Here is a 23,522-nt window from a genome sequence, read left to right as displayed (position 1 = left end):
CTATGAGGTCTATCTGCTTCAGGCGTCGGTCCCAAAGCCAAAACGCAATTAACATCGGCAAATTCATGCCGGCCATATTCATGATCCCGCGCTGGATGTCGGCAGGATTACCGTCGTCCGGCGGCTAAATATAATTAGCCTGAAACAGGCCAGCTAATAGACACGGAAGCAAGAGAAGCGGGACAGCAAAGATTGGAAAGCGGCCCGCTATCTGACAAACCCATTTCGCGCCCAGTGCTGCGACAGTGAGGGGAAGGAGGTCCACTGATATGATCCATACCGTGGCTGCCGAGCCATTTTGCCAAGTCCTCGGCGACATAACTCGGGCCATTGTCAGACAGCAGCCTTGGTCTGTGATGAATAGCGGCATTGTGCAGCCCTGACGCCTGCCGGGCCATGTTCAGCGTCTCCGTGACATCGCGGACTGCCATCGTGATGCACAACTTCCAAGCAACGATATAGCAGGAATAATCGTTCAGGACGGTCGAGAGATAGGCCCAACCCCAGCCGATAACCTTCAGATAGGTGAAATCCGTCTGCCAAAGCTGATTGGGCGCCGTGGTTTTCGTGTGGAAGCTGTCGGCCGCCTTGATGACGATGAATTTCGGGCGGGTACTCAGATTGTGCGCCTTGAGAAGCCGGTAAACCGTGGAATCCGAGACAAATAGCGCTCCTCATCCGTGGACAGCTCGGCAATCTCGCGCGGGGAAAGTTCAGGCGCCTCCAGCGCCAGATCGATGATCCTGGCCCTGATATCGTCCGGGATGCGGTTCCAGATCCGGTCAGGCGCTGACGGCCGCTCAGCCAGCGTCTCCGGGCCGCCCGTCCGGTAAAGCTCGCACCATCGACGAAAGGTCGAGCGGCGTAGGCCGATCTTCGCCCAGGATCTGCTTCACAGGTAGTACCGATCCCTCGACCAGCCGGATGATCTCCAGCTTTTCTGCGGCTTTGTATCTCATGCGGGGTCTTCCCCATCCCCGACTATGCTTTTTTTAATCAGGCGCAGGTCGAGGGCCTGTTCCGCGACAACCTCCTTCAGGGCGCGGGCCTCATCACGCAGGCGGCGAACCTCGTCCGTTGCAGCATTCCGCGCCGTGTCGCCCGCCAGGCGCTTCTTCCCAGCTTCCAGGAAGTCTTTTGACCAGGAATAATAGAGGCTTTCGGCGATAGCCTCGCGCCGACAGAGCTCCGCGATGCTGTTCTCGCCGCGCAGCCCGTCCAGCACGATCCGGATCTTCTCTTCAGCCGAATAATGCCGTCGTGTGGCGCGCCGGATGTCGCGGATGACCTGCTGACTGGTACTCGCTTCGCCTGAGGATTTCTGGCTCTTCTTCACTTCCCTTACGGTTACGATGAGCCAGAAATCCTCCTCTATTCAATCAACCTTTTCTGTCCAATGGGCGCTGACGTTGGACAGGCCGCTGGAGGAAATTTCCTTTGGGGCTTTTGGGCGGAACAAAACCCACGCCGAACGGTTGTGGTAACCGCCTTCATCATGCTGCTATCGGTGTCGACTCTGGCAGGCTTTGCCAATTATATTGCTGCCGTCTGCGTCAGCACAATGATAGGGGCCTTGGCCCCCGTCGCTACCTAGAGCGTGTCATGTACTTTTCGTTGGCCATGTCGTAATTGTAGGGCATGAGGAATGCCCGCACCCGCAAGCCATATCCATCTGATGTCAGTGACGAAGAGTGGTCGCTTGTGGTCGGGTATCTGACCTTGATGAAGGAAGATGCGCCCCAGCGGGAGTATCCGCTGCGCGAACTGTTCAACGCCCTGCGGTATGTGATCCGTTACGGTATAGCTTGGCGTGCCATGCCGAACGACCTCCCGCCTTGGCATGCGGTCCACCAGCAGGCCCACCGGTGGTTGGCAGCGGGATGTTTCGAGACCCTGGCGCAGGATTTGCGCGCTGTCCTCCGTTTAGCCGCAGGACGCCAGGCGGAGCCGACGGCCGCGATCATGGACAGCCGCACTCTGCGCTCCACGCCTGAAAGTGGCACTCGCGCCGGCTATGACGGTGCCAAGCGGAAGCGTGGATCTAAGGTTCATCTGGCGGTCGATACGCTCGGCCACCTGCTCGCTTTGCATGTGACGGCAGCCGATGTCGGCGACCGTGAGGCTGTCGCCCGCCTGGCTGCCGATATCCAGGACGCTACTGGTGATGCAGTGTCTGTTGCCTATGTCGATCAGAGCTATACGGGCGAGACAGTCGCAAACGCCGCCGCGGCGGAAGGCATCAGGCTAGAGGTCGTTAAACTGCCCGAGGCCAAACGAGGCTTCGTTCTCCTACCCAGGCGATGGGTTGTCGCGTTCGTCGGCTACATGCTCAAACAAGCCGCAAATCTCATGCAAGGTGCATGACATGCTCTAGCTATATGGCTTTTGAGCGCCACCCGCGAGGCCGCTCAGGCTATCAATACAAGTGTGTTTCAGCTTTTCATAACCTCTGCCGCCCTGGCTGGGGACATTTTAGTAACCCATGCTGGTCTTCATAGTTCAATTTGGCTAGGAGCCGCCACGTTCGCATTGGCTACAGCCACGGCAATATTAACTGGCCAAATGGACCAGGTGGCAGTCATTGAGTGAAAGACAATACCGTATCGATCTCTGCATGTCGCCAATCGATTTTAACCTTGCGGGCGCTCAAATGCTCTCGCTGACCTCGCGAAACGCACCGACCAGTAGAGCGATGATATTTTTCAGCATGTAAAGCCTATGGATGTTCAAATCGAACAAAGCATCGCTCCATTTGAGATTCGGCCAATTATTCTAGCGAATGTAAATTTATATGGTTAGTGCTGTAACCGCAGTTGGTCAGGCTTCGAATAGAGAGGCAAATGCCAAGTGTGTCAGCGAGGCTGGTGTCTGCGTCGTATGACAATAGAGTTCAGTGAGGTTTTATGATGCAGAATGATATTTTCTGTCTGCTGTCTATAGCTCTAACCAAGGCCGGATAGATGGCGTTTGCCTGACGCAACCCGTTGCCCGTAATCAATAACAGATCGGACTGCGCACTAACTTTGCTACTGTTATGTCGCTTCCATGAAATACGTTGCAGTCCTCCGCGCATCTTGCACTTGATGCCGGTAGCGTGCCCGTCACGTTATTATTCTTTTTAATAAAATTTCGTCCTTTCTGTTAAGTCTTATTTTTGTTCCACCCAGGCTGCTTAACGCTGAGGATCGAACACCATGAAGAAAGAACGATCACCGAAAGATCGCCGCCTTCACCCCTTAGCCATCAGGGTCATGCATTGGATCAATGCAGCCGCGATGATGGTCATGATCACGTCCGGCTGGGGCATCTATAATGACGATGTCATCATCAACGGGCTGCATTTTCCAGGCTACTTGCGCCTGGGCGAATGGGCAGCCTGGAGCGTGAACTGGCATTTCGCTGGCATGTGGTTTTTTGGCATAAACGGCCTGATCTATCTTACCTATGGAGTAGCGACCGGCCGCTTGCGGGAAAGGCTGTTGCCCATCCGCCCGCGCGATGTCGTCAAAACTGTCGTCGAGACACTGCACTTCAAAATCGCGCACGAAGACCTCACCGTTTATAACGCGGTGCAAAAGCTGCTGTACATCCTCGTCATCCTCGCCTCCATCAATCAGGCCTTGACTGGATTGGCGCTGTGGAAGCCGGTGCAATTCTCCAGCCTGGTCAGTCTGTTCGGTGGCTTTCAATCGGTCCGCGTCTTTCATTTCGCGGGCATGGTCGTCATCGTCGGCTTCGTTATCGTCCACGTTCTCCTTGCAGTACTCGTGCCAAAGACCATCTGGGCCATGCTCGCCGGCGGGCCCCGTCTTGAAAAGAGACGCTCACCGCAAGGCGCATCGAAATGACGAAATCACCCTTTCGCCCAGATGATGCGCCAGACGCCTCGGTGCTGGACATGCACCGCACGCTGATCCGAACGCTGGAGCGGCGCGGGCTGTTGCGCGCCGGGCTTACCCTTGGTTCGCTGGTGATGCTGACCGGCTGCGACGTGAAGCGCCCTGAAGCGGTGGAAGAAGCGCTTCTTGCCATCTCCAACCTTAACGACCGTGTCCAGGCCCTGCTGTTCGATGCCAACAAGCTCGCACCGACCTATCCGGCGTCGATGATTCTGCGGCCACCGAAATTCAACGCCTATTACGATGTCACGGATGTCAAACCGGTCAACGGCGCGACTTGGAAACTGGAACTGGGGGGATTGATTCAAAACAAGCGGCCCTGGACCTTGCAGGATCTGCAAGCACTGCCGCAACGCTCCATCGTCATCAAACATATCTGCGTCGAGGGCTGGAGCTATATCGGCGGATGGACCGGCGTGCCGCTGCGGACCTTCCTGGAGCGGACAGGCGCCGATCTCCGCGCCAAATACGTTGCCTTTCAGACGGCGGATAATTATCCGAGCAGTATCGATATGGCCGCAGCCCTACATCCGCAGACTGTGCTGGCGCTGCAATATGGCGGGCAGCCATTGGCCGACCCATTCGGCTTCCCCGTGCGTCTGCGTACCGCCGTTAAGCTTGGCTATAAGAATCCAAAATGGATTACGGCGATCGAAGTAACCAATACCTATCCCGGGGGCTTCTGGGAATCCAAAGGCTTTCCATGGTTCGCAGGAATGTGACTACCATGCCGCACAGCATTCCGATTGTCGTTGCCACGGCAATTATGCTCGCCATAGCCCCCGCCTGCGCACAAAGCCCGATGCCAGGCGGCATGCCGCCGCCTGCGGGCATGAGCTTGGCTGAATCGACTGCCATGCGCTTTCCCCAGCCGGTCCGCGCCGGCGATCTGGCACATCGGCTTATTCTACAGCCGGTCGAAAGCCAGATCATCCTCGGGCGCGTGCGATCGGTCGTTCGCAACGCACAAGGTGATGTCTCGGTCGTCATGAATTTTGGCGGTTTCTATGGCTATGGCGGGCGGCTGATCGCCGTGCCGATCGATGCCATGGTCCTGCTTGGCGATGAGATGGAAGTCGTCGCCTATACGCCCAAGCAACTGGCGGCCTTTGCTACGTTCACGCCTGACGCCACGACACCGGTGGCCGATGACACGATCCTAAAAGTCGGTCTCGCGAAACCGTCGCATTAGCACACACGTTTCTGTGCCAACATGTAACCGGACGGAACTTGGCCCGTATAGATCTCGAGACGATCGCGCGGCGAGCAATGTCAAAAGGTCAGAAAATGACAGCGAGTGAAATACGTGCCTCGGAAAATGCCTGCGCCATAGCGGTGATGGCGAAAACGCCAAGGCCGGGCTTTTCCAAGACCAGACTTTGTCCGCCTTTAACGCATAATCAGGCAGCCGGTCTCAGTGCCGCCTTCCTGCGCGATACGACGGAAAACCTCGTTTCCGCGTCGCGGTCCGTTCCTGTCGCAAGTTATGCGGCTTATGCGCCGCTCGGCACCGAAGCCCAGCTGCTACCGCATCTGGCGGTGCAAACCGCCTGTATTCTGGCGGATGGGATGCTGCCCGCGCCATTTGGCGTGGAAGGATTTGGCCGCTCGCTGTGGCAGGCGATCAAAGGCCAGTTCGATCAAGGCCATACCGCCGCCTGTGTTTTGAGCTCCGACACACCGACGTTACCGACCGAATTTCTGGTCGCCGCTGCAGAAACTCTTTTACACGGGCACGACAAGCGCATTGTTCTTGGGGCTTGCGATGACGGAGGCTACTATCTTCTGGGCATGCGCGCGCCTTACGCCGGCCTGTTCCGCGACATCACCTGGAGCACGGAAAGCGTCGCCGATGCCACACGCGCACGGGCCGCTGAGCTTGGTCTCGAAATCGTAGAGCTGCCGTCCTGGTATGATGTCGATGACGCCGTCTCTCTGGGTCAGCTTTTTCTGGAAACACGCGGCTACGCGGCACCCTTTACGCGGACGGCAATTGAGCAGCTGGGTCTGGCGCATGATCTGCGCCAGGATTCCGCTGCATGACGAAACGGCTTTTTGTGCTTGCGGGTCTTGGCGTGACGCTGCTGGCGCTGACCGTCGCAGGCCTCTGCATCGACCCGCCGGCCATCGCACGCGGTGCCCATGTCGCAAAGCTTGGTCTGCTGGCGGCGCTTCTTGGTATCAGTGCAGCCGTCTATTTCGGGTCTGTGCTTCTTATTCAGCGCGCAAACTGGCCCAAGCAGACCATATGGCTGGTACTTGGCGTTGCGATCTTGCTACGCCTTGCGCTGCTGACCACACCGCCGATGCTCTCGACCGATATCTATCGCTATGTCTGGGACGGGCGGGTGCAGGCCCATGACATCAATCCCTATCGCTATATTCCGGCAGATCCCAAACTCGCTGATTTGCGTGACGGCACCGTCTATTCGCATATCAACCGCAAGGAATATGCGCGCACCATATACCCGCCCTTTGCCGAAATGATCTTTGGTCTTGCCGGACGGCTGTGGGACGGCGTGACCGGGATTCGTTTGGCGATGCTCGCCTGCGAGGCTTTGGGCATCGCGTCCATGCTCTGGCTGCTGGCGCTGGCCGGCCTGCCTCGCGCACGCATCTTGATCTATGCCTGGAATCCGTTGGCACTGTGGTCTTTCGCGAGTGACGGGCATGTCGATGCCATCGCTGTCGGTTTCGTGGGTCTGGCGCTGCTGCTACGCGCAAAACGCCGCAATGGCTGGGCCGGTGCGGCACTGGCCGGCGCCGTGATGGCAAAGTTTCTGCCCATTGTCGTGGCACCTGCCTTGCTGCGCGGCGGACGGTTCTGGCGCCCAACCCTCGCCGGCCTCGCCGTTATCCTCGCCGCTTATGCCGTCTATATTAGTGCAGGCCGGCATGTCCTGGGCTTTCTCCCGACCTACGGATCGGAAGAAGGTCTCGACAGCGGGTCCGGCATCTGGCTGCTGGCGGGATTGGCTGAGTTAACCGTCCTGCCCGCCTATGCGTCCAAACTCTACGCGCTCGTGGCTGTTCTGATCTTCACGCTGCTTTCCGTCTTAATCCTGCGCCGAGCCGCACCCGAGAATGACGCGCAGCGGCTGTGCCAGGATGCCGGCATGCTCGCTGCCGTTACGATGGTCGCCATGAGCGCGCATTATCATTGGTATTTTGCGTGGCTCGCTTTGCCGGCGGTGGTCGCACCCTCTGCCGCCTTGCTCTGGCTCGCAACCGCTCCTCTGCTGCTGATCATCGGGCCGATCCCGCATGATCGCTTCCTTTGGCCCTCGCTCATCTATCTGCCGGCAGCCGGCCTGCTGCTACTCGACCTGCTGCAACGACGCGCGGCATCGCGACGCCCGCAAAACCCACCCGGAGAGATGTCATGTCCGCTTCCGTCGCGCTGAAAGATCCGCGCCGCTATTTCGAGGAGATCGGCGCCAAACGGTCTTCCGTCGCCACCGCACCGCCGGTCTGCCTGTATCTGGAGGTCACGAACCGCTGCAACCTTCTGTGCGAAACCTGCCCGCGCACCTTCGAGGAACTGGAGCCTCCGGCTGATATGAGCTGGGAACTGTTCACCAAGATCGTCGATCAGGTCCCCAATGTCGCACGCGTCGTCATGCATGGCGTGGGTGAGCCGATGCTGGTGCAGAATCTGCCGCAGATGATCCGCTATCTGAAGGATCGCGGCACCTATGTTCTGTTCAATACCAACGGCACTCTGATGCAGCCGAAGCGCTTTCAGGAGCTGATCGATACCGGCCTTGATGAACTGCGCGTTTCGCTGGATGCCGCCGACCGCGAATCCTATGCCCGCGTGCGGGGCAAGGATTTCTTCAATCGCATCGTCCGTGATGTCGGCAAGTTCATCGCCTATCAGAAGCAGGTGGGTGCCACCACGCCGCGCGTCTCGCTTTGGCTGACCGGCTTGAAGGAAACGGTGGAGCAGTTGCCGGCCTTCGTGAGGCTGGCCGCGCAGATGGGCATTACCGAAGTCCATTTGCAGCGTCTGGTCTTTGACGAACAGGGCTATGGCATGGCGACCGCTGCCAATTCGCTGTTCGAAAGCACGCAAGAAGAGGAACGCCTGGCGATCGAAGCGGCGCAGGCGCTGGCCGTGCCGCTCGGCGTCACGCTCGACGCCTCGGGTGCGACCGAACCCGGTCTCAGCCTGAAACGACAGGCGGAGGACAAGGCCTGGACGACGTGCCGCAGACCTTGGTCGCTGATGTATTTCACCGCCCATGGCCGGGCGCTGCCCTGCTGCATCGCGCCTTTCTCGGTACGCGGCTACAGCAATTACACGCTTGGCGACGCCACCCAGCAGGATCTGCGGGACATCTGGAACGGCGACGTCTATCGCGCATTCCGCGATAGCCTGCTCTCCGACGCCCCCCCAGCCCCTTGCCAGAATTGCGGTATGCGATGGAGCCTGTAACCCTCGTCATTCCGACCTATAACGAAGCCGAGAGCATCGGGGCGGTTGTGCGCGAAATCCCGGCGGAATACAGGGGCGATATCATCGTCGCCGATGGCGGCAGTCGTGACGGCACGCAGCAGATTGCGGCAGCGGCCGGCGCGCGTGTTCTGGATGCCGGCCGCGGCTATGGCCGAGCCTGTGCCATGGGCGCCGCAGCGGCCCTGCCCGGCAGCCGCGTGATTGTCTTCATGGATGGCGATGGTGCAGACCGTGGCGACCTCATCGCGCGCATCGCCGGGCCGGTGCTGAGCGGCGCGCTGGATTTCGTGCTCGCTTCCCGCACGGAAGGCGCGCGCGACCCCGGGGCGATGCTTTGGCATCAGGTCCTGGCTGGCCGCCTGGCCGGTTTCGGCATGGGTGCGCTTTACGGCGTCCGCTACACCGATATGTGCGCCTTCCGGGCGATCAGCCGCAGCGCTCTGGAGAGTTTGGCGCTACGCGAAATGACCTATGGCTGGAATATCGAAATGCAAATGCGCGCGGCCCGCGCCAAGCTCCGCATTCAGGAAGTGCCCATGCCATATCGGTGCCGTGCAGGTGGCCAATCGAAGGTCGCGGGCTCTCTCGGTGGCACGATCAGGGCTGGGACAAAGATCGTTAATACCTTCATCCGTGTCGCGACCGGCAATTCTTAGTGTCGATATCCCCCAGAGGAGGGGTGGCGAAGTCCGGGCACCAGAAAGCCCTGATACGTGGGCAAGACGCTGCAGAGCATGAGGCTCAAATCCGATCAGGACGAGCCAAAGCCCATAAGTCCGATCATTCTCACAAACAAAAAAGTATCAGTCTTCCGGAGCGCGTGATGTAGACGCCCTGATGCTTTGGTGGATAACTGTCTGGCAAGAAAAGATGAAAGGGGTGCAAAGCCCCTTAAACGTCGGGGAAAGCCATGGCGGGTCGGCCGGCTATGTCGAACAGTGACAGAAATGCAGCCTGACCTCGAAGTCGTCAGCCTCCATACGGATGCGTCCTTTGCTGTTTGGGCGCATGGCTATCCCTATCGGACCGTACGCTGGCACTTTCATCCCGAATACGAGATCCATCTGGTAACTGCGACCAGCGGGCGGAGTTTTGTCGGCGATCATGTCGGCCTGTTTGAACCGGGGAATCTTATCCTGACAGGTCCCAATTTGCCGCATAATTGGATCAGCGACGTGCCAGCCGGCTCCAGTGTGCCAGAGCGCGGATTGATCGTTCAGTTCGGCGAAGATTTTGTCCGGCGCTGCTGCGACAATTTTCCTGAAATGTCCTGCGTCGAGGGCCTGCTTAAGGACGCCGCGTTTGGCGTGCAGTTTTCAGCCGAGGATGCCAAAGCCGCCGAACCGCTGCTGCGAGACATGCTGACGACCCATGGCGTGCGGCGCCTCGCCTTGTTTTTTGCCTTGCTTGACGTGCTGAACCGCTCAACGGCGAAGCGCATTTTATCGAGCCAAGCATATCGATCCGATCCTGCGACTTACATGGCGCAACCGCTCAACCATGTTCTAGACTATATCGCATCGAATTTCGCAACCGAATTGCATGAAACAGAGATGGCCGCGCTCAGCGGCTATTCGCTGGCAGCCTTTTCTCGCGCCTTCCGCCGCCATGCTGGCGTCAGTTTCGTTTATTACGTCAACAGCATGCGCATCAAACGCGCCTGCGACATGCTCATTGCCGACAAGACAAGGATAGCCGATATCTGTTTTCTGGTCGGTTTCGCCAATCTGTCGAATTTCAATCGGCAATTTCTTGCCCATAAAGGAATGGCACCGCGCGCTTTCCGCAATCATCACCACGCCATCGCGGATCTTGCGGTAACGGCCGTCATTTCACCGCCTTCCCCAGTGACTGAGGAGCGACACTGGGGCGCCTGAGATACCCGCCTATCAATCAATAAAAAAGCAAACAGGGGAAGTATCATGTACGAAAAAGCCAAGGATCTCTGTGAAGCGTTTCAAGCCCGCGGTATCGGGCGGCGTGACCTGATGCGGCGGTTAGCCGCGCTCGGCATTACCGCCGGCATTGCCGATATGCTCGTCAATGCGACCGCGACACGAGCTTTGGCGGCCGATTTTGACTGGAAGGCCTATAAAGGCACGAGCCTGAAGCTTTTGTTAAACAAGCATCCCTACGCCGACTCCATGATTGCCGATCTGGAAGCCTTCAAAACTTTGACGGGCATGGACGTGACATATGACATTTTCCCGGAGGACGTCTATTTCGACAAAGTTACGGCCGCCCTTTCCTCCCATTCCACAGAATACGATGCCTTTATGACCGGCGCTTACCAGACCTGGCAATACGGCCCAGCCGGCTGGCTCGTCGATATGAATGAGTTTCTGCAAGACAAATCCAAGGTTGCACCGAATTACGACTGGGAAGACATTCTGCCCAATCTGCGTGCGTCCGACAGCTGGTCCGGAAAGCCGGGTGACGCTTTGGGCGGCCCTGGGGCCAAGCAATGGGCGCTGCCCTGGGGCTTCGAGGTCTATATGCTGACCTACAACAAGCCCGTCTTCGACAAGCTGAAGCTGACGCCGCCCAAGAACATGCAAGAACTGATGACGACAGCCGCGACAATCACGCAAAGCGGCGGTAATGGCATGTATGGCGTGGGTCTGCGCGGCAGCCGCTCCTGGGCCACGATCCATCCGGGCTTTCTCTCGGGCTACGCCAATTTCGGCGGGCGTGACTTCACGGTGGCCGACGGAAAATTGAAATCTGCGGTGAATTCCAAGGAATCAAAGGAATTCACGGCGCAATTCGTGCAGATGGTGCAGGATAGCGGGCCAAAGAATTGGGCAACCTATACCTGGTACGAAGTCGGCGCGGATCTGGGCGCCGGCACGTCGGGCATGATCTATGACGCTGACAGCCTCGGCTATTTCACGGCGACAGGCGACACCAAGATGAAGGGGCAACTGGGCTTTGCGCCCATCGCCCCCAATCCCGAGATGAGCCACCCGACTTCCAACGTCTGGATCTGGTCTCTGGCCATGTCCAACTTCTCAAAGCGCAAAGATGCGACCTGGCTGTTCATGCAATGGGCGACGGGAACCGATCATCTTCTGTTTGGCGCACGCGAGCATGACATGATCGATCCGGTGCGTTCCAGCATCTGGAAGGATTCCGAATTCCAGGCGCATATGGAACAGAAGGTGCCCGGTTTTCTGGAGACCTATCAGGTCACTTCGCCGGACGCGAAGATCTACTTTACGCCACAGCCGCTCTTCTTCAACGTCACGACCGACTGGGCAGCGGCCCTGCAGCGTATGGTCGCCAAGCAGATTCCCGTCAGTGAAGGACTTGATGCCCTGGCCGCCGCAACTGACCGGCAGATGAGCGACGCCGGCCTCGGCTGATTAAGGCTCGGGCGGGCGCGGATACGCGCTCGCCCGCAGGCTTCGGAGGAAAAGACCATGTCTGAGATACCCGTCACGCCACCCCCCCTACCGCGCAGGCCAATCTTGCCGCGTGCCTTGCCTTATCTGCTGAGCCTGCCAGCACTGCTCGTCTGCATTGGTATTCTGATCCCCTTCGTGACGGCCGTTTGGTATAGTCTTGAGCGCTACAATCTCTCCATGCCCTATATGCGGAGCTTTATCTGGTTCAGGAACTATATCAGCTTGTTTACCGATCCTGATTTCTGGAATACCATTCAAGTCTCGCTGATCTATACTATTTCGACGGTTGTGCTTGAGCTATTACTTGGCCTCGGTATCGCGCTGCTGCTGCGGGAACGCAGCCGGTTGAACAATATCATCTCCATCGCGCTGCTCATGCCGTTGATGACGGCACCGGCGATCGCTGCGCTGATGTGGAAGCTGATGACCAATCCTGGTTTCGGTGTTCTGAGCTGGCTGATTTCGCTGGTGGGTGTGACTGATTTCAAATGGGCGTCCAGCCCCCATACGGCAATGTTTACCGTCGTTTTGGTCGATATCTGGGTCTACACGCCTTTCATGATGATCCTGCTGCTGGCAGGCTTGCGATCCCTGCCGCAACAGCCCTTCGAGGCCGCGAAGCTAGACGGCGTGAATGCCGGATTCGTCTTCCTGCGCATCACGCTGCCGATGCTGACGCCGTTCCTGTTTACCGCAGTGTTGTTCCGCACGCTCGACAGTATTCAGCAGTTCGACATCATCTATGCCATGACGCAGGGGGGACCGGGCAACAGCCTGCTGGTCTTTCAGGTCCGAGCCTATCTCGAGTTTTTTTCCTACACCAATGTCGGGCGATCCGCCGCGATTCTTATGGTGCTTTGGGCCATTACCTATGTGCTCAGCCAGGTTTTCGTGCGGCAATGGATGAAGCTGAGGGAGCGCGCACATGGCGCAAGCTGACATGCTATGGCGAGGTCTGCGCGGCGTCGCGCTGACTTTGGTAGTGGTCTTCTTTCTGTTCCCGATCTTCTGGATCGTGCTTATGTCCTTCGAGACGAATGAGACCGTGCTGCAGGTACCGCCTACGTTGACTCCGCATCTGACCTTGCAGAATTACGTAGCCCTTCTGTCCGGCAAGCTGAATACCGCGACCGGCATCATCAATATCACCTTCCTGCATAATTTGTGGAATTCCGTTCTGCTCTCAACCTGTTCGGTTCTCGTCGCGCTGATCCTGGGCGTTCCGGCCGCCTATGCTTTCGCCCGCTTCCGCTTTCGCGGCGGTGAGGATATCGCCTTCACGCTGCTGTCCTTTCGCTTTGCGCCCCCCTTGCTGGTTCTGCTGCCGCTGACGCTGTATTTCCAGGATATCGGCCTCAGCAATACCTATGTGGGCCTGATCTGGATCTATCAGTTGATCTGCCTGCCCTTGATACTTTGGATCGTGCGCGGCTATTTTGAAGATGCCAGCCCGGATATCGAATATGCGTATCGTGTCGACGGTCATTCGTGGTGGAAAGCCTTCACCAAAATCGCCATCCCGCTCGCCGGTCCCGGCATTGCGGCTGCCGCTCTTCTGTCCTTCATCTTCGCCTGGAACAATTTCGTCTTTGCGCTTGTCCTGGCATCGGCCGACAAGCAGCCGGTGACGGTGGGCGCGCTCGCCTTCGTCACAGCCTCCGGCATTCAATATGGCATCATCGCCGCCGCCATCGTGCTCTCCATCCTGCCAACCCTCGCCCTTGCGCTCTATGCGCAGCGCTGGCTGGTCGAAGGCCTGAGCCTGGGAGCCGTCAAAGGATGAACACTGCTATCACCAAAAACGGCCTGCACGCGCAGGCGATACGTACAGCCTTTGGCAAGACCACGGTTCTGCACGATGTCAGCTTGGCGGTCGCGCCCGGCGAAACGCTGGTGCTTTTTGGGCCATCCGGCTCCGGCAAGACCGTGCTGCTGAGGGCGATAGCCGGGCTTGACCCAAATGCGACCGGCCACGTCACCATCGCCGGACGCGACGTCACCACCGCCGGCCCGGAAGGCCGCAGCATCGGCGTCGCCTTTCAGAATTTTGCGCTCTATCCGCATATGTCAGCGCGGGAAAATATCGCGAGCCCGTTGCGGGCACGCAAACTGCCTGAGCGCGAGATTGACGAAAAAGTCAGCGCCATCGCCAAACTTCTGAAGATCGATCATGTCTTGGCCCAGCAGCCTCGCGCGCTGTCCAACGGCCAGAAGCAGCGCACGGCCCTGGCGCGCGCCTTGGTGGGCTCCCCCAAAATCTTGCTGATGGACGACCCATTGCGCAATGTCGATGCCAAGCTGCGCTACGAAATGCGGATGGAACTGCCCCGCCTGCTGCGCCGCGCCAATGCTGCCGCCGTCTATGTTACCCAGGACTATCGCGAGGCGATGGCGCTCGGCGACCGCATCGCGGTGCTGATCGACGGCCACATCGTCCAGCTTGATGACCCGGAACGGGTCTATGCGGCACCGGCATCGGTCGCCGTTGCACGCCTGTTCGGCGACCCGCCGCTCAATCTGGTGCCTTGCCGTCCGACGCTTGCCAATGACGGTCTGCACGTCAGCGTCTTTGGTCTGGATCTGACGCTATCGATGGCAGGCGCATTAGCCGGGCGTGAGGCCATGCTCGGCCTTCGCCCGGACAGCATCGCTATCTTTGCTGACCCTCAACCCGGCGCCGTGGCCGCGACCATCGCCGCAGTCACGCCGCTGCACGGGAAGGTCGTCCTGCTGCTGCGAACGCAGGCCGGCGACGAAATTCTAGCAAGCCAGGTCGGCCGGGCGCCAGAGACCGGCAGCACGATTTGGTTTCGGCCGGAGACCGATACGGCCCTGCTCTATGACACCGAAACGGGACTACTGGCTGGGGAAGCCCGCACTGCGACCGAGGAGGCCGCCTGATGCTGCTGCTCGACCACCTCAGCAAAGCCTACGGCCGCAGCACGGTGCGCGCGGTGAAGGACCTCAGCTTGCAGATTGAGGACGGTGAGTTCATCGCCCTTCTCGGCTCCTCTGGTTGCGGCAAGACCAGCACGCTACGCATGATCGCCGGATTCGAAGCAGCGACGGAGGGCAGCATTACCCTGGCCGGCCGCCGCATCGATGGGCTGCCGCCGGCACAGCGTCGCGTCGCCATGGCTTTCGAGGGCTATGCGCTTTACCCACCCTTGACGGTCGAGGACAATATCGGTTTCGGCCTTGCCGCCAAGCCGGGGTTCGACCCGCGCCAGCGCGTCCGGGAACTGGCCGATTTACTGGAAATCGGCCCTATCCTGAAGCGCAAGCCTGCCGGCCTCTCGGGCGGCCAGCAGCAGCGGGCGTCCTTGGCCCGTGCGCTGGCGCGCGACGCCGAGCTTCATTTGCTGGATGAACCAATGGGGCAATTGGAGCCGCAGCTGCGCGCGATTCTACGCGGCCGGGTCAAGGCCCTCACGAAAGCGCGGGGCCTGACCTCCGTGCTCGTGACGCATGACCAAACTGAAGCAAATGCCATGGCCGACCGCATCGCCGTCATGGAGGGAGGCGTGCTGCAGCAATACGGCACACCAACGGAATTGCGGGAGCAGCCGGCAAACCTGTTTGTCGCGACCTTTTTCGGGGAACCGCCCATGAACGCGCTGCCGGCCGTTGTCGGCAATAGCGGCCTGATTTTGGACGGCGATGACAATACCCACGCGTCACTGCCTGGCGTCACCCTGCCGCCGCTCGGCACGCCGGTTGTGCTTGGTCTCAGGCCACACGCCATCACGCTCGGGCAAGGCGATTGGGCTGCCACCGTCATCTCCAACCGTTGGCTGGGCGATGAAGCCCATGTCGCACTCGACATGGGCGGGCGACTGATCGTGGTCGTCGCCCATCACCGCATTGCGGCTCGCACAGGCAGCGTCATTCCACTTGGCTTTGCACCGCGCGATCTGCATCTGTTCGACGCCAAGACGGGCCAGGCCCTGATGCATGGCGTCCAGACCCTATCGTCGCAAACGTCATTCACCGAGAGGAAGTCCGGGCCATGAGCCTGCCGAACAATCGCATGACCGCCATCGTCTGCTATGGTCCTGAAGATTACCGGGTGGAGGAAAAAGACAGGCCCTCGCCCGGTCCGGGCGAGGTGGTTATCCGCATCACTGCCTGCGGCATCTGCGCCAGTGATTGCAAATGCTGGTCGGGTGCGAAGATGTTCTGGGGTGGCGACAACCCTTACGTGAAACCGCCCGTCGTACCAGGGCATGAATTCTTCGGCGTCGTCGACGAGATGGGAGCGGATGCCGCCAGCCATTTCGGATTAAAGGCAGGAGACCGCGTCATCGCTGAACAGATCGTTCCGTGCGACCGCTGCCGCTACTGCCGTAGCGGTTCCTACTGGATGTGTGAGGTCCATAATATCTTCGGCTTCCAGCGCGATGTCGCAGATGGCGGCATGTCAGATTATATGCTGATCCCGCGCACCGCCCGCGTGCATGTCATTCCACCTGAACTTTCGCTTGAGGATGCGGCAATCATTGAGCCGATGGCCTGCGCCATTCACACCGTGCAGCGCGGCGATATTCAGCTCAGCGATGTCGTCGTCATCGCCGGCGCCGGCCCGATCGGGCTGATGATGGTGCAGGTAGCGAAATTGAAGACGCCGAAGAAGCTGATCGTCATCGACATGGTGCCGGAGCGGCTGGCGCTGGCGCGCGGTTTCGGCGCCGACATCACGATCAACCCGGCCGAGGCGGACGCGCTGAAGATCGTGCAGGATGCGACCGACGGCTACGGGTGCGACGTCTATATCGAGGCCACTGGATCACCCTCCGGAGTCGTGCAGGGCCTGTCTCTCGTCCGTAAGCTTGGCCGTTTTGTTGAGTTCTCGGTCTTCGGCAAGGAGACGACGGTCGATTGGTCGATCATCGGTGACCGCAAGGAACTCGATATTCGTGGCTCCCATCTGGGCCCGTACTGCTATCCAATCGCAATCGATCTGCTGTCGCGCGGCCTGGTAACGTCCAAAGGAATCGTCACGCATGACTTTGCCTTCGCGGATTGGGACGAGGCCATCAAGCTCGCGAACTCACTCGACTCCATCAAGGTTTTGATGAAGGGCGGCGGCTAGCCTAGTATCACGCCGCAGTGACCGTGAGCTTCGAAAACTGCTGTCAGCATTCCTCGAAGGGACTCTTCCTTACTTTGTAAGAAAGATTCCGCATTCCGGCGAAACAATTCTGCATTTGGGAAAATGTCGTAATTCGTGTGGAGATTATCGATTAAGAGCTAGGTTGATCGCTTTTTATTATAACAAGGAACTTAGACGTTTAAATATCGCTCATAGGTAAAGGTTTTCGGAAAAAGCTTCTCAGAAAGGGCTTCCTAGTGACAGGCCGCAATCAAGTCGCAATGTAGACTGCTTATGGGAATTGCGGCCAACAATGGCGCGTGCATCCTAGGCGTCGACGCTGTACTGATACGCCAAATCGGAATTGCCCTGAACAGTTCGCTTGTAGCGCTTGGTTTTGACCACCACGCTCATTTTCAATAAGTGACCGTTATCGTGATCGTATCCGTGTAGCTACCGGCCTTGACCCACTGTCCCTTTGGGATGGAGCCATAGCCGGTAAAAGTCTGGGATGCGAAAAGGTTGTTGCCGCCCGCCTGGGTAACGCTGCCCCCAGTGCCATTGCCCCAGACGGCGGTCATCGCCGCGGTCGTATAAATGTTGTAGGAAAGCGCTGTCGAGGGGCCTGTAAATTTGCGTGGAGAGAAACTGCTGGAACTTCCCGCGCTGAGTGTGATCGTGAAAGCCGGCAAATACGGCAGCAGATTCAAAGCCGCACCGACACAGGCGACCGTAATGGTATTCGTAATTGTCGTCGGAGTCCCCAAAGAGGCCATATAAGCGCCGAAAACCATCGGAGTCGCTGTCACAGCCGGTGCTCCGCTAGGCAGGCCAAGAACACTGCCGCCGTCGCAGATAAGCACAGCTTGGCTGGGTCTCGGCAGCATCACAAGAAGCACCCCCGCGACACTCAAAATAATTGTCAGGGTACGCATTTGACTGATTGACCCTTCAAGTAATGAGCCGTCGTGACCGACAGCCTCGCGGAAAGTGCGCATTTCCCCTTGGCAGAGACGACATATCCAGTCAGTTGCTTCGGCGCATTCGTGATCATCGCCTCACCGTCATAGCCCACCACGGTCGCGGGCTGGTCCGACCCTGTCAGGTAAATGAGTGACCCCGCCGCCGGCACGCTGCCGTCCGCATTCGTGATGCGGATCAGCACATCCGTGATCGGTTTACTTGGAAAGCGCGCCACGACGCCGCCGTACAGCGGTGGTACGACCGTGATAGAACTCGTCTTGATATTGGCCGAGAGCGGCAGATCCGCAGGATCGATCGATACGAGATTGGGATAGTTCGATGTCAACCCGGGCACGAAGACCTTTCCATTCTTTCCAGTCTTCGCGACTGGTTGGTTCGACAAAGAGACTGGCACATTGGGAAAGCCGACATCGACCACCGCGAACGCCGATCGCGTGGGCGAGCTGAAGTGCAATCCGTCGAAGGCAGCGATCGTGCCATTGGCAATCAGCTGGCCGGATTCCTGATTGTCGAAGCGGCTGAGGGTCGTGGCAAAATCGGCCACATGGGTATTGGCCTGGAAGAGACCGTAGCTTGAGCCATTATTGCCGAACTGGTTCTGAACCTGGCCGCCGTATCCGTATTGCGTGCTCGGCAATGCCGAGAAGACCTGACCATATTGCGGCCCCATATTGCTGCCGGCACCAAAGGTCAGGCTGCCACGGGGCGTATGGCCAAGCGGGAAATTGAGGCTGAGATTGATGCCGTTTGAGTTGCTGGTTTCGGAATTCGTCTCGCTTTGTCCTGCGAAGGCGGAGACGTTGAGCGACCAATCCGACAGAAAGGTGCGGCTATAAGTCAGGATGAGAAACCGGCTATTGCCTGCCAGACCGGTCTGTTGCTGGTTATAAAGCGAATAGCGCCCGGCATTGTAATCCGTCGTTGGCGTGTAGGCCGTGGGTGTCGAAATCTGCTCGGTATAAGCGGCGCTCAGAGTGCCAATATGAAAAGGCAGCGACAGACCGGTCGAGACATACCAATTAAGTCGTGGAAAAGGTGCACCGTTTTCCGCCGCCAGATCATAGTAACCAGGTCCCGCTACAGTTGCTCCTGCGGCAAGGCTGAGCGTGTTTCCGGTGCGCGTATAGTTGACCGAGACAAGCGTACCCAAGGCGCCCTTGTGGATGCTACCGGCCGTTGAGACGGAAAGATCGCCGAACAGGCCGGACGTTTCCAGCGTCGCACCCAGCAAGGCCAGGGTGGCCGATGCCTCCATATGTAGCGTTCCGGTATAATCGTCCGAAATGCCATAGTTCAACGTATCGTCGGTCGCAGGGTTACTATAGCCGTCTTGTAAGGTTCCGTAATTTTGCCGCAGATAGCCGAGCGATGCCTCATAGGTGAAAAGCCCTGCCTTCAACATTGTCGGGCTAACATAGAAGGGAACGCTCTGCGATGTGACCTGACCACTGGGGCTGCGAGTCTGCACGGTAATGCTATTGAGTCCGGTCAGAACAGGAATGCCCACCAGCGCATAGGGGCCCGCTTCCAGATTGCCGTTATAGGCCCGCGAATTATTGACGAGCAGGGACACGGCAGAAGGCACAGACAGGTTGCTGCCGATCTGCGGCGTCGGAAAAATCGTTGTCTGAGGCTGAAGAAGACTATAGTCACTCGCGATCTGGAATCCCCCCATGAGATTGCTGCGCGCCCAGCCGGGCGGCGTGGTAATGATATCGCCCAAGCGGACAGCACGCGGCACTGTGACATCGTCATATTCATAGGTCGTCGATAAACGGGACACAGCCGGCTGGTCGCTGCCGGGAATGGCGGGAAGCTGAATACCTGTCTGCGACAGCAGCATTCCCCAAGGCGAGAACAAGACACTGTTCACATTGCCCAAAAGCGAGGCGACGCTTTGACCATTGCCGTTCGAAAAGGGCGTGGTTACCCCTAAATTGTAATTGAAATAGGCACCGGTAGCATTGCTTTGCGGCGCCTGTATAGCGGAGCCAGCGCCGAGATTGGTGATATTGGGCAAGATCAAAGCCTGAGGAATGTGAAAGACGACCGTTTGATCGGCCATATTGATCGCAGCACTTGCCTGGCCGGACGTCGGGACAAGCCGGTATCCCGGCCCTGCCGGTTTGCCAATTCGGCTTGATATGCCGAGTTTCTCCATATCAGAACTCTTAATTAACAAACCGCCCGACTCTGCCGTCACCGGCAGGAATCCATTAACACTGCGTCCATCGATCACTGGCTGCAGATATAAGGGGGCCTGATCTGACTGGGCTGCTTGAGCCAATACCACACCGCCGTGGGCCTGAATGATCAACCAGCCAGCAACCAACAGGCAAGACAGGCATCGGATCAGGCCTGTGCGGCTAACCGGCGAAATAATAGGAGGCCTGCGCGGAATGGCCAACACCTTGCTGTCGATCATAGCCTAACCGCGCGCCCAAGCGCGCGGCAGGTCTCGTCATTTGCCTGTCAGTTACCGGGCACTAATGTCACGGGCAGAGGCTTTTCCACGCCATTGTAACTGATAGTGAAATGCCCACCCACCGGCGGCGCGTTGCTCAATTTAGTGTCTAAGTCTTTTGTTGACCGGGCAAGAACATAACCTACCAAGCCAGGGAGCCTCATGACGGTCGCCCCACCCCGCGTATGATAGGCAACATCGGCAAGACGGATGTGCACATCGCCGCTATTTTGCACTCTCAGGATGACTCCACCTGCACCACGCACGAACTGCGCCTGCAACAACGGGGGCGCCGCATCCGCACCTGCTATGAATAGGGGTACGCTGAAGGCCAGCAAAATCTGTACGCCGTTGCCGGTGAGTGAGCCAGGTGACGGCAACTGATTAAGGAGCACGCGATAAGCACTTTCCGTCGCTCCCGGCGTCGCCGAAAGATTGGCGACACGTACAACCTGCCGCTGGTTCGGCTGAACCGTCATAAATGGTGGGCTGGCGACGATGTCGCTCGTATCACTCAGCACGTCTTGACCTGAATTCTGCTGCCAGGATTTAATTCTTATTTGAGAACTTGTCGGCTGGGTTCCGTTATTGAAGATCGTGCAGATAGCTGTATCCCCAACGCCGCCTAATGCCAGCATGGTCGGAGAAATCTGGACATCCTGACCCTGCTGACCTTTTTGGGCGAACGCGTTTCGCGAACTTGCCAAAAGGCCAGCCGTCGCTAAGATCAAATTGCGGCGATTCATGATCCATCCCGAAATTTAGAAACAGGCCGACACGACAGTCAGGCTCGGCCCATTGCCGATTAATCCTTGTGGCACATCAAGAATCTTGGAAGCCAAGCCGTTTTCTGCGTTGTCTCTTAAAGATGAGCTGGTTTCTTGGCCGCAAGATTCCACCCCTCCGTCAGGTACGAATTTTCCGCCGCCCAATGACGTTTTCTTTATCTGCGGTCTACTGAATGCTGTGGCGCGCGACACAAATAACTGGACCGGCGTTCCATCCGCGCAGGTCGAGACATTTGCATCATCTAGTACGCCCACAAGCCAATCCACACTCACCGTGCAAACGCCGTCGACCCGTGCGGAAACTTTAAACTGCGTGACCGACAAATTTGCGCCTGCGACAGTGTGCACGCAGGCTAATCCCATTGCGAAACACGCCAAGGAAATTCTCACGCGCTGCGATATTACCTTTATCACAGGCTGGCCTTCCTTACATTACGGCGTCCTCAGCAAAGTGGCCTGCCCTCAATATGTCAATGTGACATTGATCGTGTCAGTATAATCTGTCGCGGCTGGCACATACTGTGCCGCGGGAATCTGGCCATAAACGGTCAATGTTCCAGTGGATCCTACCATCGTAACGGATTGAGTCGCGTTCGAAGCCCAGGGCGTGTTCATGCCGGAATCCTGGTAAAGCGCATATTGCAGATGGTTAGCGGGCGTTGCCGTGCTTGCCATATAGCGCGGTGTTGCCGTCGCATTGCCCAGGCTGAGCGAAATGCTGGGTGTCACCAAAGATGTGCAGGTCGCGGTGATGGTCGAAGTCGCATTGGATGCCGTAGTCGGGACATACGGACCGAAAGACATGTTCGTCGCGCCGACTGTGCATGTGGAGGCGACAGTGGCAGTCACCGTGAATGACGAGGTTGCCGTTGCTGCCGATGCCCCCGTTGCGGAAAAGAAAAGGCATGCGGCAGACAGGAAGAAGGCAGTCGCTACCGCGAGATGACGCCTATCGAGATCCATATAAATCCCCGTTGTTACTCAGTAACGTCTGGAATCGGTTTGCCGATTCAGGCCGTCGACACATGTCGCGGCAAAATTTCTACTCAATTAGATGTATGAACTTTACCTCGCCTTCGTCAATTTATTTTATAAACAGATCGTATTTCTAATCTTTTTTTGGTTTTATATCAATACTTTTGGGCAACTTCGCCCCGAAGAACTAGATCTATTAGAACAAAAACTCACTTTATTGATTCCTCATATTAATCGGCTTATGTTGAATTGATGTTTTCTCGCATTAATTCGGCGTGGCTCACGATCATGGCCAAGAGGCTTGGACGGACCCAAACTCGCGGAATGGCATGCAAGGGCGTCGGTGCCTGGCCAATCGTCTCGCTGTCCTGATAGGTGAATGTCTTTCGGACCGTATCGATAACCTTCGACTGCTGAGGAATCCCCTCAAGCATACGAGTCACGTCTTCACTGAGCTTACGGAGCCTCGTGCACCCTAACAGTCATACGCTCTCGGTCACGCAATCTCGCCCTCCCGCCGGCCTTGCAGCAACGACCGTCCTGACCTCTTCACCTCGCCAGGCGACTTGCGACCTGAGCCGCCGACGGCCCCGTCGGACTTCGGGAAGGCGAGTGATTGTTCCAACCGGCACAGCGGCGTCATTCACCTAATTTGTGTCGCGCTTCTTATCGAGGCTCGCTTCCGGCATCGCAGCGGTAGCAGTTTGCTCGGGTTCAGGCGCCTGATCGATCAGGTGGTCAGCCACCTCGTCGCTTCGGGTCTCGGTAGCCTTCTCCTACCAGAGCATCCCCGTCTGATCGACATGCTCAATCCGCCGGGACTCCAACTCGCTCGCGACAGGGAACCGGGGCCGCCGCCAGCGAGCCCTGACCACGGGTTCAAGGGACGGCACAGCATCCTGTGCCGTCGCCAGAACCTCGCCGACAGCGACGATCGGCGCAGGCAGTTGCGCACCGCCAATCTCATGGTTGGACAGATAGGCGGCCAGAATGGTGGCTGCCGCCTCTTGCAGGGCAAGTTGGGTCATCGTAGTCCTCTCGACACCATTGCCCACTTACCGCACCGCGACCGCCCCCCGTCTTCGTCGCCCTAGCATGCCCCCCTTGCTGACGACTTGAGCGTGTCATGTACTTTTCGTTGGCCATGTCGTAATTGGACTTGCTTCAGAAAAGTGGAGGGCTCCTACTGGCATAGAGGAGTTATCCAGGCATGGCGCAACGATTTACGCAGGAGTTTGAAGACGAGGCGGTTCGTTTGGTCCAGACGAGCGGCCGGACGCGGCGGGAGATAGCGAATGATCTTGGCATCGGCTTGTCGACGCTGACGCGCTGGTTGTCCCGCCGCCGGGACCGGGAGATGGATGAGCCGGAGCGGCGACCACCGGGTGAGGATGCCGCCGCCGAGCTAAAGCGGCTTCGGCGAGAGAATGAAATTCTTCGCCAGGAACGCGATA

The 23,522-nt window shown here is 58.1% G+C and carries 23 protein-coding genes and 1 pseudogene; 18 read left to right on the top strand and 6 right to left on the bottom strand.

The window, feature by feature from the left end; genetic code table 11:
* Positions 1 to 227: 227 nt before the first annotated feature.
* Positions 228 to 1,336, bottom strand: a pseudogene (locus ASILVAE211_RS24330) (DDE-type integrase/transposase/recombinase); the annotation flags it as partial.
* 302 nt (positions 1,337 to 1,638) lie between these two features.
* On the opposite strand from ASILVAE211_RS24330, the gene ASILVAE211_RS24325 reads away from it, so the two are divergent.
* The 15 genes from ASILVAE211_RS24325 to ASILVAE211_RS24255 all read left to right on the top strand — a co-directional run bounded on the left by ASILVAE211_RS24325 (position 1,639) and on the right by ASILVAE211_RS24255 (position 16,857).
* Positions 1,639 to 2,364: an IS5 family transposase gene (locus tag ASILVAE211_RS24325; RefSeq protein WP_227323960.1), complete on the top strand. Its 726-nt coding sequence runs from the start codon at positions 1,639 to 1,641 to the stop codon at positions 2,362 to 2,364.
* An 830-nt stretch (positions 2,365 to 3,194) separates the two neighbouring features.
* Positions 3,195 to 3,848 (top strand): cytochrome b/b6 domain-containing protein, encoded by a 654-nt coding sequence (locus ASILVAE211_RS24320; protein ID WP_227323959.1) that lies wholly within the window; start codon positions 3,195 to 3,197, stop codon positions 3,846 to 3,848.
* A complete protein-coding gene (locus tag ASILVAE211_RS24315) occupies positions 3,845 to 4,621 on the top strand; it encodes a molybdopterin-dependent oxidoreductase (RefSeq protein WP_227323958.1) in 777 nt (258 codons plus the stop codon). Before ASILVAE211_RS24320 ends, ASILVAE211_RS24315 begins: the two co-directional genes overlap by 4 nt.
* A gap of 5 nt (positions 4,622 to 4,626) precedes the next feature.
* Complete coding sequence (locus tag ASILVAE211_RS24310) at positions 4,627 to 5,091, top strand: hypothetical protein (RefSeq protein ID WP_227323957.1); 465 nt, start codon at positions 4,627 to 4,629, stop codon at positions 5,089 to 5,091.
* A gap of 95 nt (positions 5,092 to 5,186) precedes the next feature.
* Positions 5,187 to 5,942 carry a TIGR04282 family arsenosugar biosynthesis glycosyltransferase gene (locus tag ASILVAE211_RS24305; RefSeq protein WP_227323956.1) on the top strand — a complete coding sequence of 252 codons (756 nt, stop codon included), beginning with the start codon at positions 5,187 to 5,189 and terminating at the stop codon, positions 5,940 to 5,942.
* Positions 5,939 to 7,303: a hypothetical protein gene (locus ASILVAE211_RS24300; protein ID WP_227323955.1), complete on the top strand. Its 1,365-nt coding sequence runs from the start codon at positions 5,939 to 5,941 to the stop codon at positions 7,301 to 7,303. The genes ASILVAE211_RS24305 and ASILVAE211_RS24300 overlap by 4 nt, the downstream gene beginning before the upstream one ends.
* Positions 7,282 to 8,337 carry a radical SAM/SPASM domain-containing protein gene (locus ASILVAE211_RS24295; RefSeq protein ID WP_227323954.1) on the top strand — a complete coding sequence of 352 codons (1,056 nt, stop codon included), beginning with the start codon at positions 7,282 to 7,284 and terminating at the stop codon, positions 8,335 to 8,337. Before ASILVAE211_RS24300 ends, ASILVAE211_RS24295 begins: the two co-directional genes overlap by 22 nt.
* The gene (locus ASILVAE211_RS24290; protein ID WP_227323953.1) at positions 8,325 to 9,014 is read left to right on the top strand and encodes a glycosyltransferase family 2 protein; all 690 of its coding nucleotides are present in this window, start codon (positions 8,325 to 8,327) and stop codon (positions 9,012 to 9,014) included. The genes ASILVAE211_RS24295 and ASILVAE211_RS24290 overlap by 13 nt, the downstream gene beginning before the upstream one ends.
* A 189-nt stretch (positions 9,015 to 9,203) precedes the next feature.
* A complete protein-coding gene (locus ASILVAE211_RS24285; protein WP_227323952.1) occupies positions 9,204 to 10,235 on the top strand; it encodes an AraC family transcriptional regulator in 1,032 nt (343 codons plus the stop codon).
* Between the two features lie 45 nt (positions 10,236 to 10,280).
* On the top strand, positions 10,281 to 11,723 hold the full coding sequence (locus tag ASILVAE211_RS24280) for an ABC transporter substrate-binding protein (RefSeq protein ID WP_227323951.1): 1,443 nt from the start codon (positions 10,281 to 10,283) through the stop codon (positions 11,721 to 11,723).
* A gap of 57 nt (positions 11,724 to 11,780) precedes the next feature.
* Complete coding sequence (locus tag ASILVAE211_RS24275; RefSeq protein WP_227323950.1) at positions 11,781 to 12,704, top strand: carbohydrate ABC transporter permease; 924 nt, start codon at positions 11,781 to 11,783, stop codon at positions 12,702 to 12,704.
* A complete protein-coding gene (locus tag ASILVAE211_RS24270) occupies positions 12,691 to 13,548 on the top strand; it encodes a carbohydrate ABC transporter permease (RefSeq protein WP_227323949.1) in 858 nt (285 codons plus the stop codon). The genes ASILVAE211_RS24275 and ASILVAE211_RS24270 overlap by 14 nt, the downstream gene beginning before the upstream one ends.
* Complete coding sequence (locus tag ASILVAE211_RS24265) at positions 13,545 to 14,666, top strand: ABC transporter ATP-binding protein (protein WP_227323948.1); 1,122 nt, start codon at positions 13,545 to 13,547, stop codon at positions 14,664 to 14,666. Before ASILVAE211_RS24270 ends, ASILVAE211_RS24265 begins: the two co-directional genes overlap by 4 nt.
* Positions 14,666 to 15,778 (top strand): ABC transporter ATP-binding protein, encoded by a 1,113-nt coding sequence (locus ASILVAE211_RS24260; protein ID WP_227323947.1) that lies wholly within the window; start codon positions 14,666 to 14,668, stop codon positions 15,776 to 15,778. The genes ASILVAE211_RS24265 and ASILVAE211_RS24260 overlap by 1 nt, the downstream gene beginning before the upstream one ends.
* A complete protein-coding gene (locus tag ASILVAE211_RS24255; protein ID WP_227323946.1) occupies positions 15,775 to 16,857 on the top strand; it encodes an alcohol dehydrogenase catalytic domain-containing protein in 1,083 nt (360 codons plus the stop codon). The genes ASILVAE211_RS24260 and ASILVAE211_RS24255 overlap by 4 nt, the downstream gene beginning before the upstream one ends.
* 416 nt (positions 16,858 to 17,273) lie before the next feature.
* On the opposite strand, the gene ASILVAE211_RS24250 is transcribed toward ASILVAE211_RS24255, so the two are convergent.
* The 3 genes from ASILVAE211_RS24250 to ASILVAE211_RS24240 form a co-directional block, all read right to left on the bottom strand.
* A complete protein-coding gene (locus tag ASILVAE211_RS24250; RefSeq protein WP_227323945.1) occupies positions 17,274 to 17,792 on the bottom strand; it encodes a spore coat protein U domain-containing protein in 519 nt (172 codons plus the stop codon).
* The gene (locus tag ASILVAE211_RS24245; RefSeq protein WP_227323944.1) at positions 17,780 to 19,906 is read right to left on the bottom strand and encodes a fimbria/pilus outer membrane usher protein; all 2,127 of its coding nucleotides are present in this window, start codon (positions 19,904 to 19,906) and stop codon (positions 17,780 to 17,782) included. Before ASILVAE211_RS24245 ends, ASILVAE211_RS24250 begins: the two co-directional genes overlap by 13 nt.
* A gap of 407 nt (positions 19,907 to 20,313) precedes the next feature.
* Complete coding sequence (locus ASILVAE211_RS24240; protein WP_227323943.1) at positions 20,314 to 21,051, bottom strand: fimbrial biogenesis chaperone; 738 nt, start codon at positions 21,049 to 21,051, stop codon at positions 20,314 to 20,316.
* 85 nt (positions 21,052 to 21,136) lie between these two features.
* Here ASILVAE211_RS24240 and ASILVAE211_RS24235 point away from each other — a divergent pair, with 85 nt between their 5' ends.
* A complete protein-coding gene (locus ASILVAE211_RS24235) occupies positions 21,137 to 21,592 on the top strand; it encodes a hypothetical protein (RefSeq protein ID WP_227323942.1) in 456 nt (151 codons plus the stop codon).
* Here ASILVAE211_RS24235 and ASILVAE211_RS26595 read toward each other — a convergent pair.
* Positions 21,556 to 21,897 carry a spore coat protein U domain-containing protein gene (locus ASILVAE211_RS26595; RefSeq protein ID WP_406566100.1) on the bottom strand — a complete coding sequence of 114 codons (342 nt, stop codon included), beginning with the start codon at positions 21,895 to 21,897 and terminating at the stop codon, positions 21,556 to 21,558. The genes ASILVAE211_RS24235 and ASILVAE211_RS26595 overlap by 37 nt on opposite strands.
* Between ASILVAE211_RS26595 and ASILVAE211_RS26220 the strand changes: the two genes are divergently transcribed.
* The gene (locus ASILVAE211_RS26220; protein WP_264479094.1) at positions 21,809 to 22,039 is read left to right on the top strand and encodes a hypothetical protein; all 231 of its coding nucleotides are present in this window, start codon (positions 21,809 to 21,811) and stop codon (positions 22,037 to 22,039) included. The two genes, ASILVAE211_RS26595 and ASILVAE211_RS26220, sit on opposite strands and share 89 nt — an antisense overlap.
* A gap of 805 nt (positions 22,040 to 22,844) precedes the next feature.
* Here the strand turns inward: ASILVAE211_RS26220 and ASILVAE211_RS24220 are convergent.
* On the bottom strand, positions 22,845 to 23,096 hold the full coding sequence (locus ASILVAE211_RS24220; protein ID WP_227323940.1) for a hypothetical protein: 252 nt from the start codon (positions 23,094 to 23,096) through the stop codon (positions 22,845 to 22,847).
* Positions 23,097 to 23,278: 182 nt separating this feature from the next.
* Between ASILVAE211_RS24220 and ASILVAE211_RS24215 the strand changes: the two genes are divergently transcribed.
* Positions 23,279 to 23,522: transposase (locus ASILVAE211_RS24215; RefSeq protein WP_227323939.1), on the top strand; the 244-nt coding region annotated here is incomplete at its 3' end.

The organism is Acidisoma silvae (assembly GCF_020618775.1).
GTDB classification, from domain to species: domain Bacteria; phylum Pseudomonadota; class Alphaproteobacteria; order Acetobacterales; family Acetobacteraceae; genus Acidisoma; species Acidisoma silvae.
Note: the sequence above shows the minus strand (reverse complement) of the source record. Positions and strands in the feature narration are given on the sequence as shown.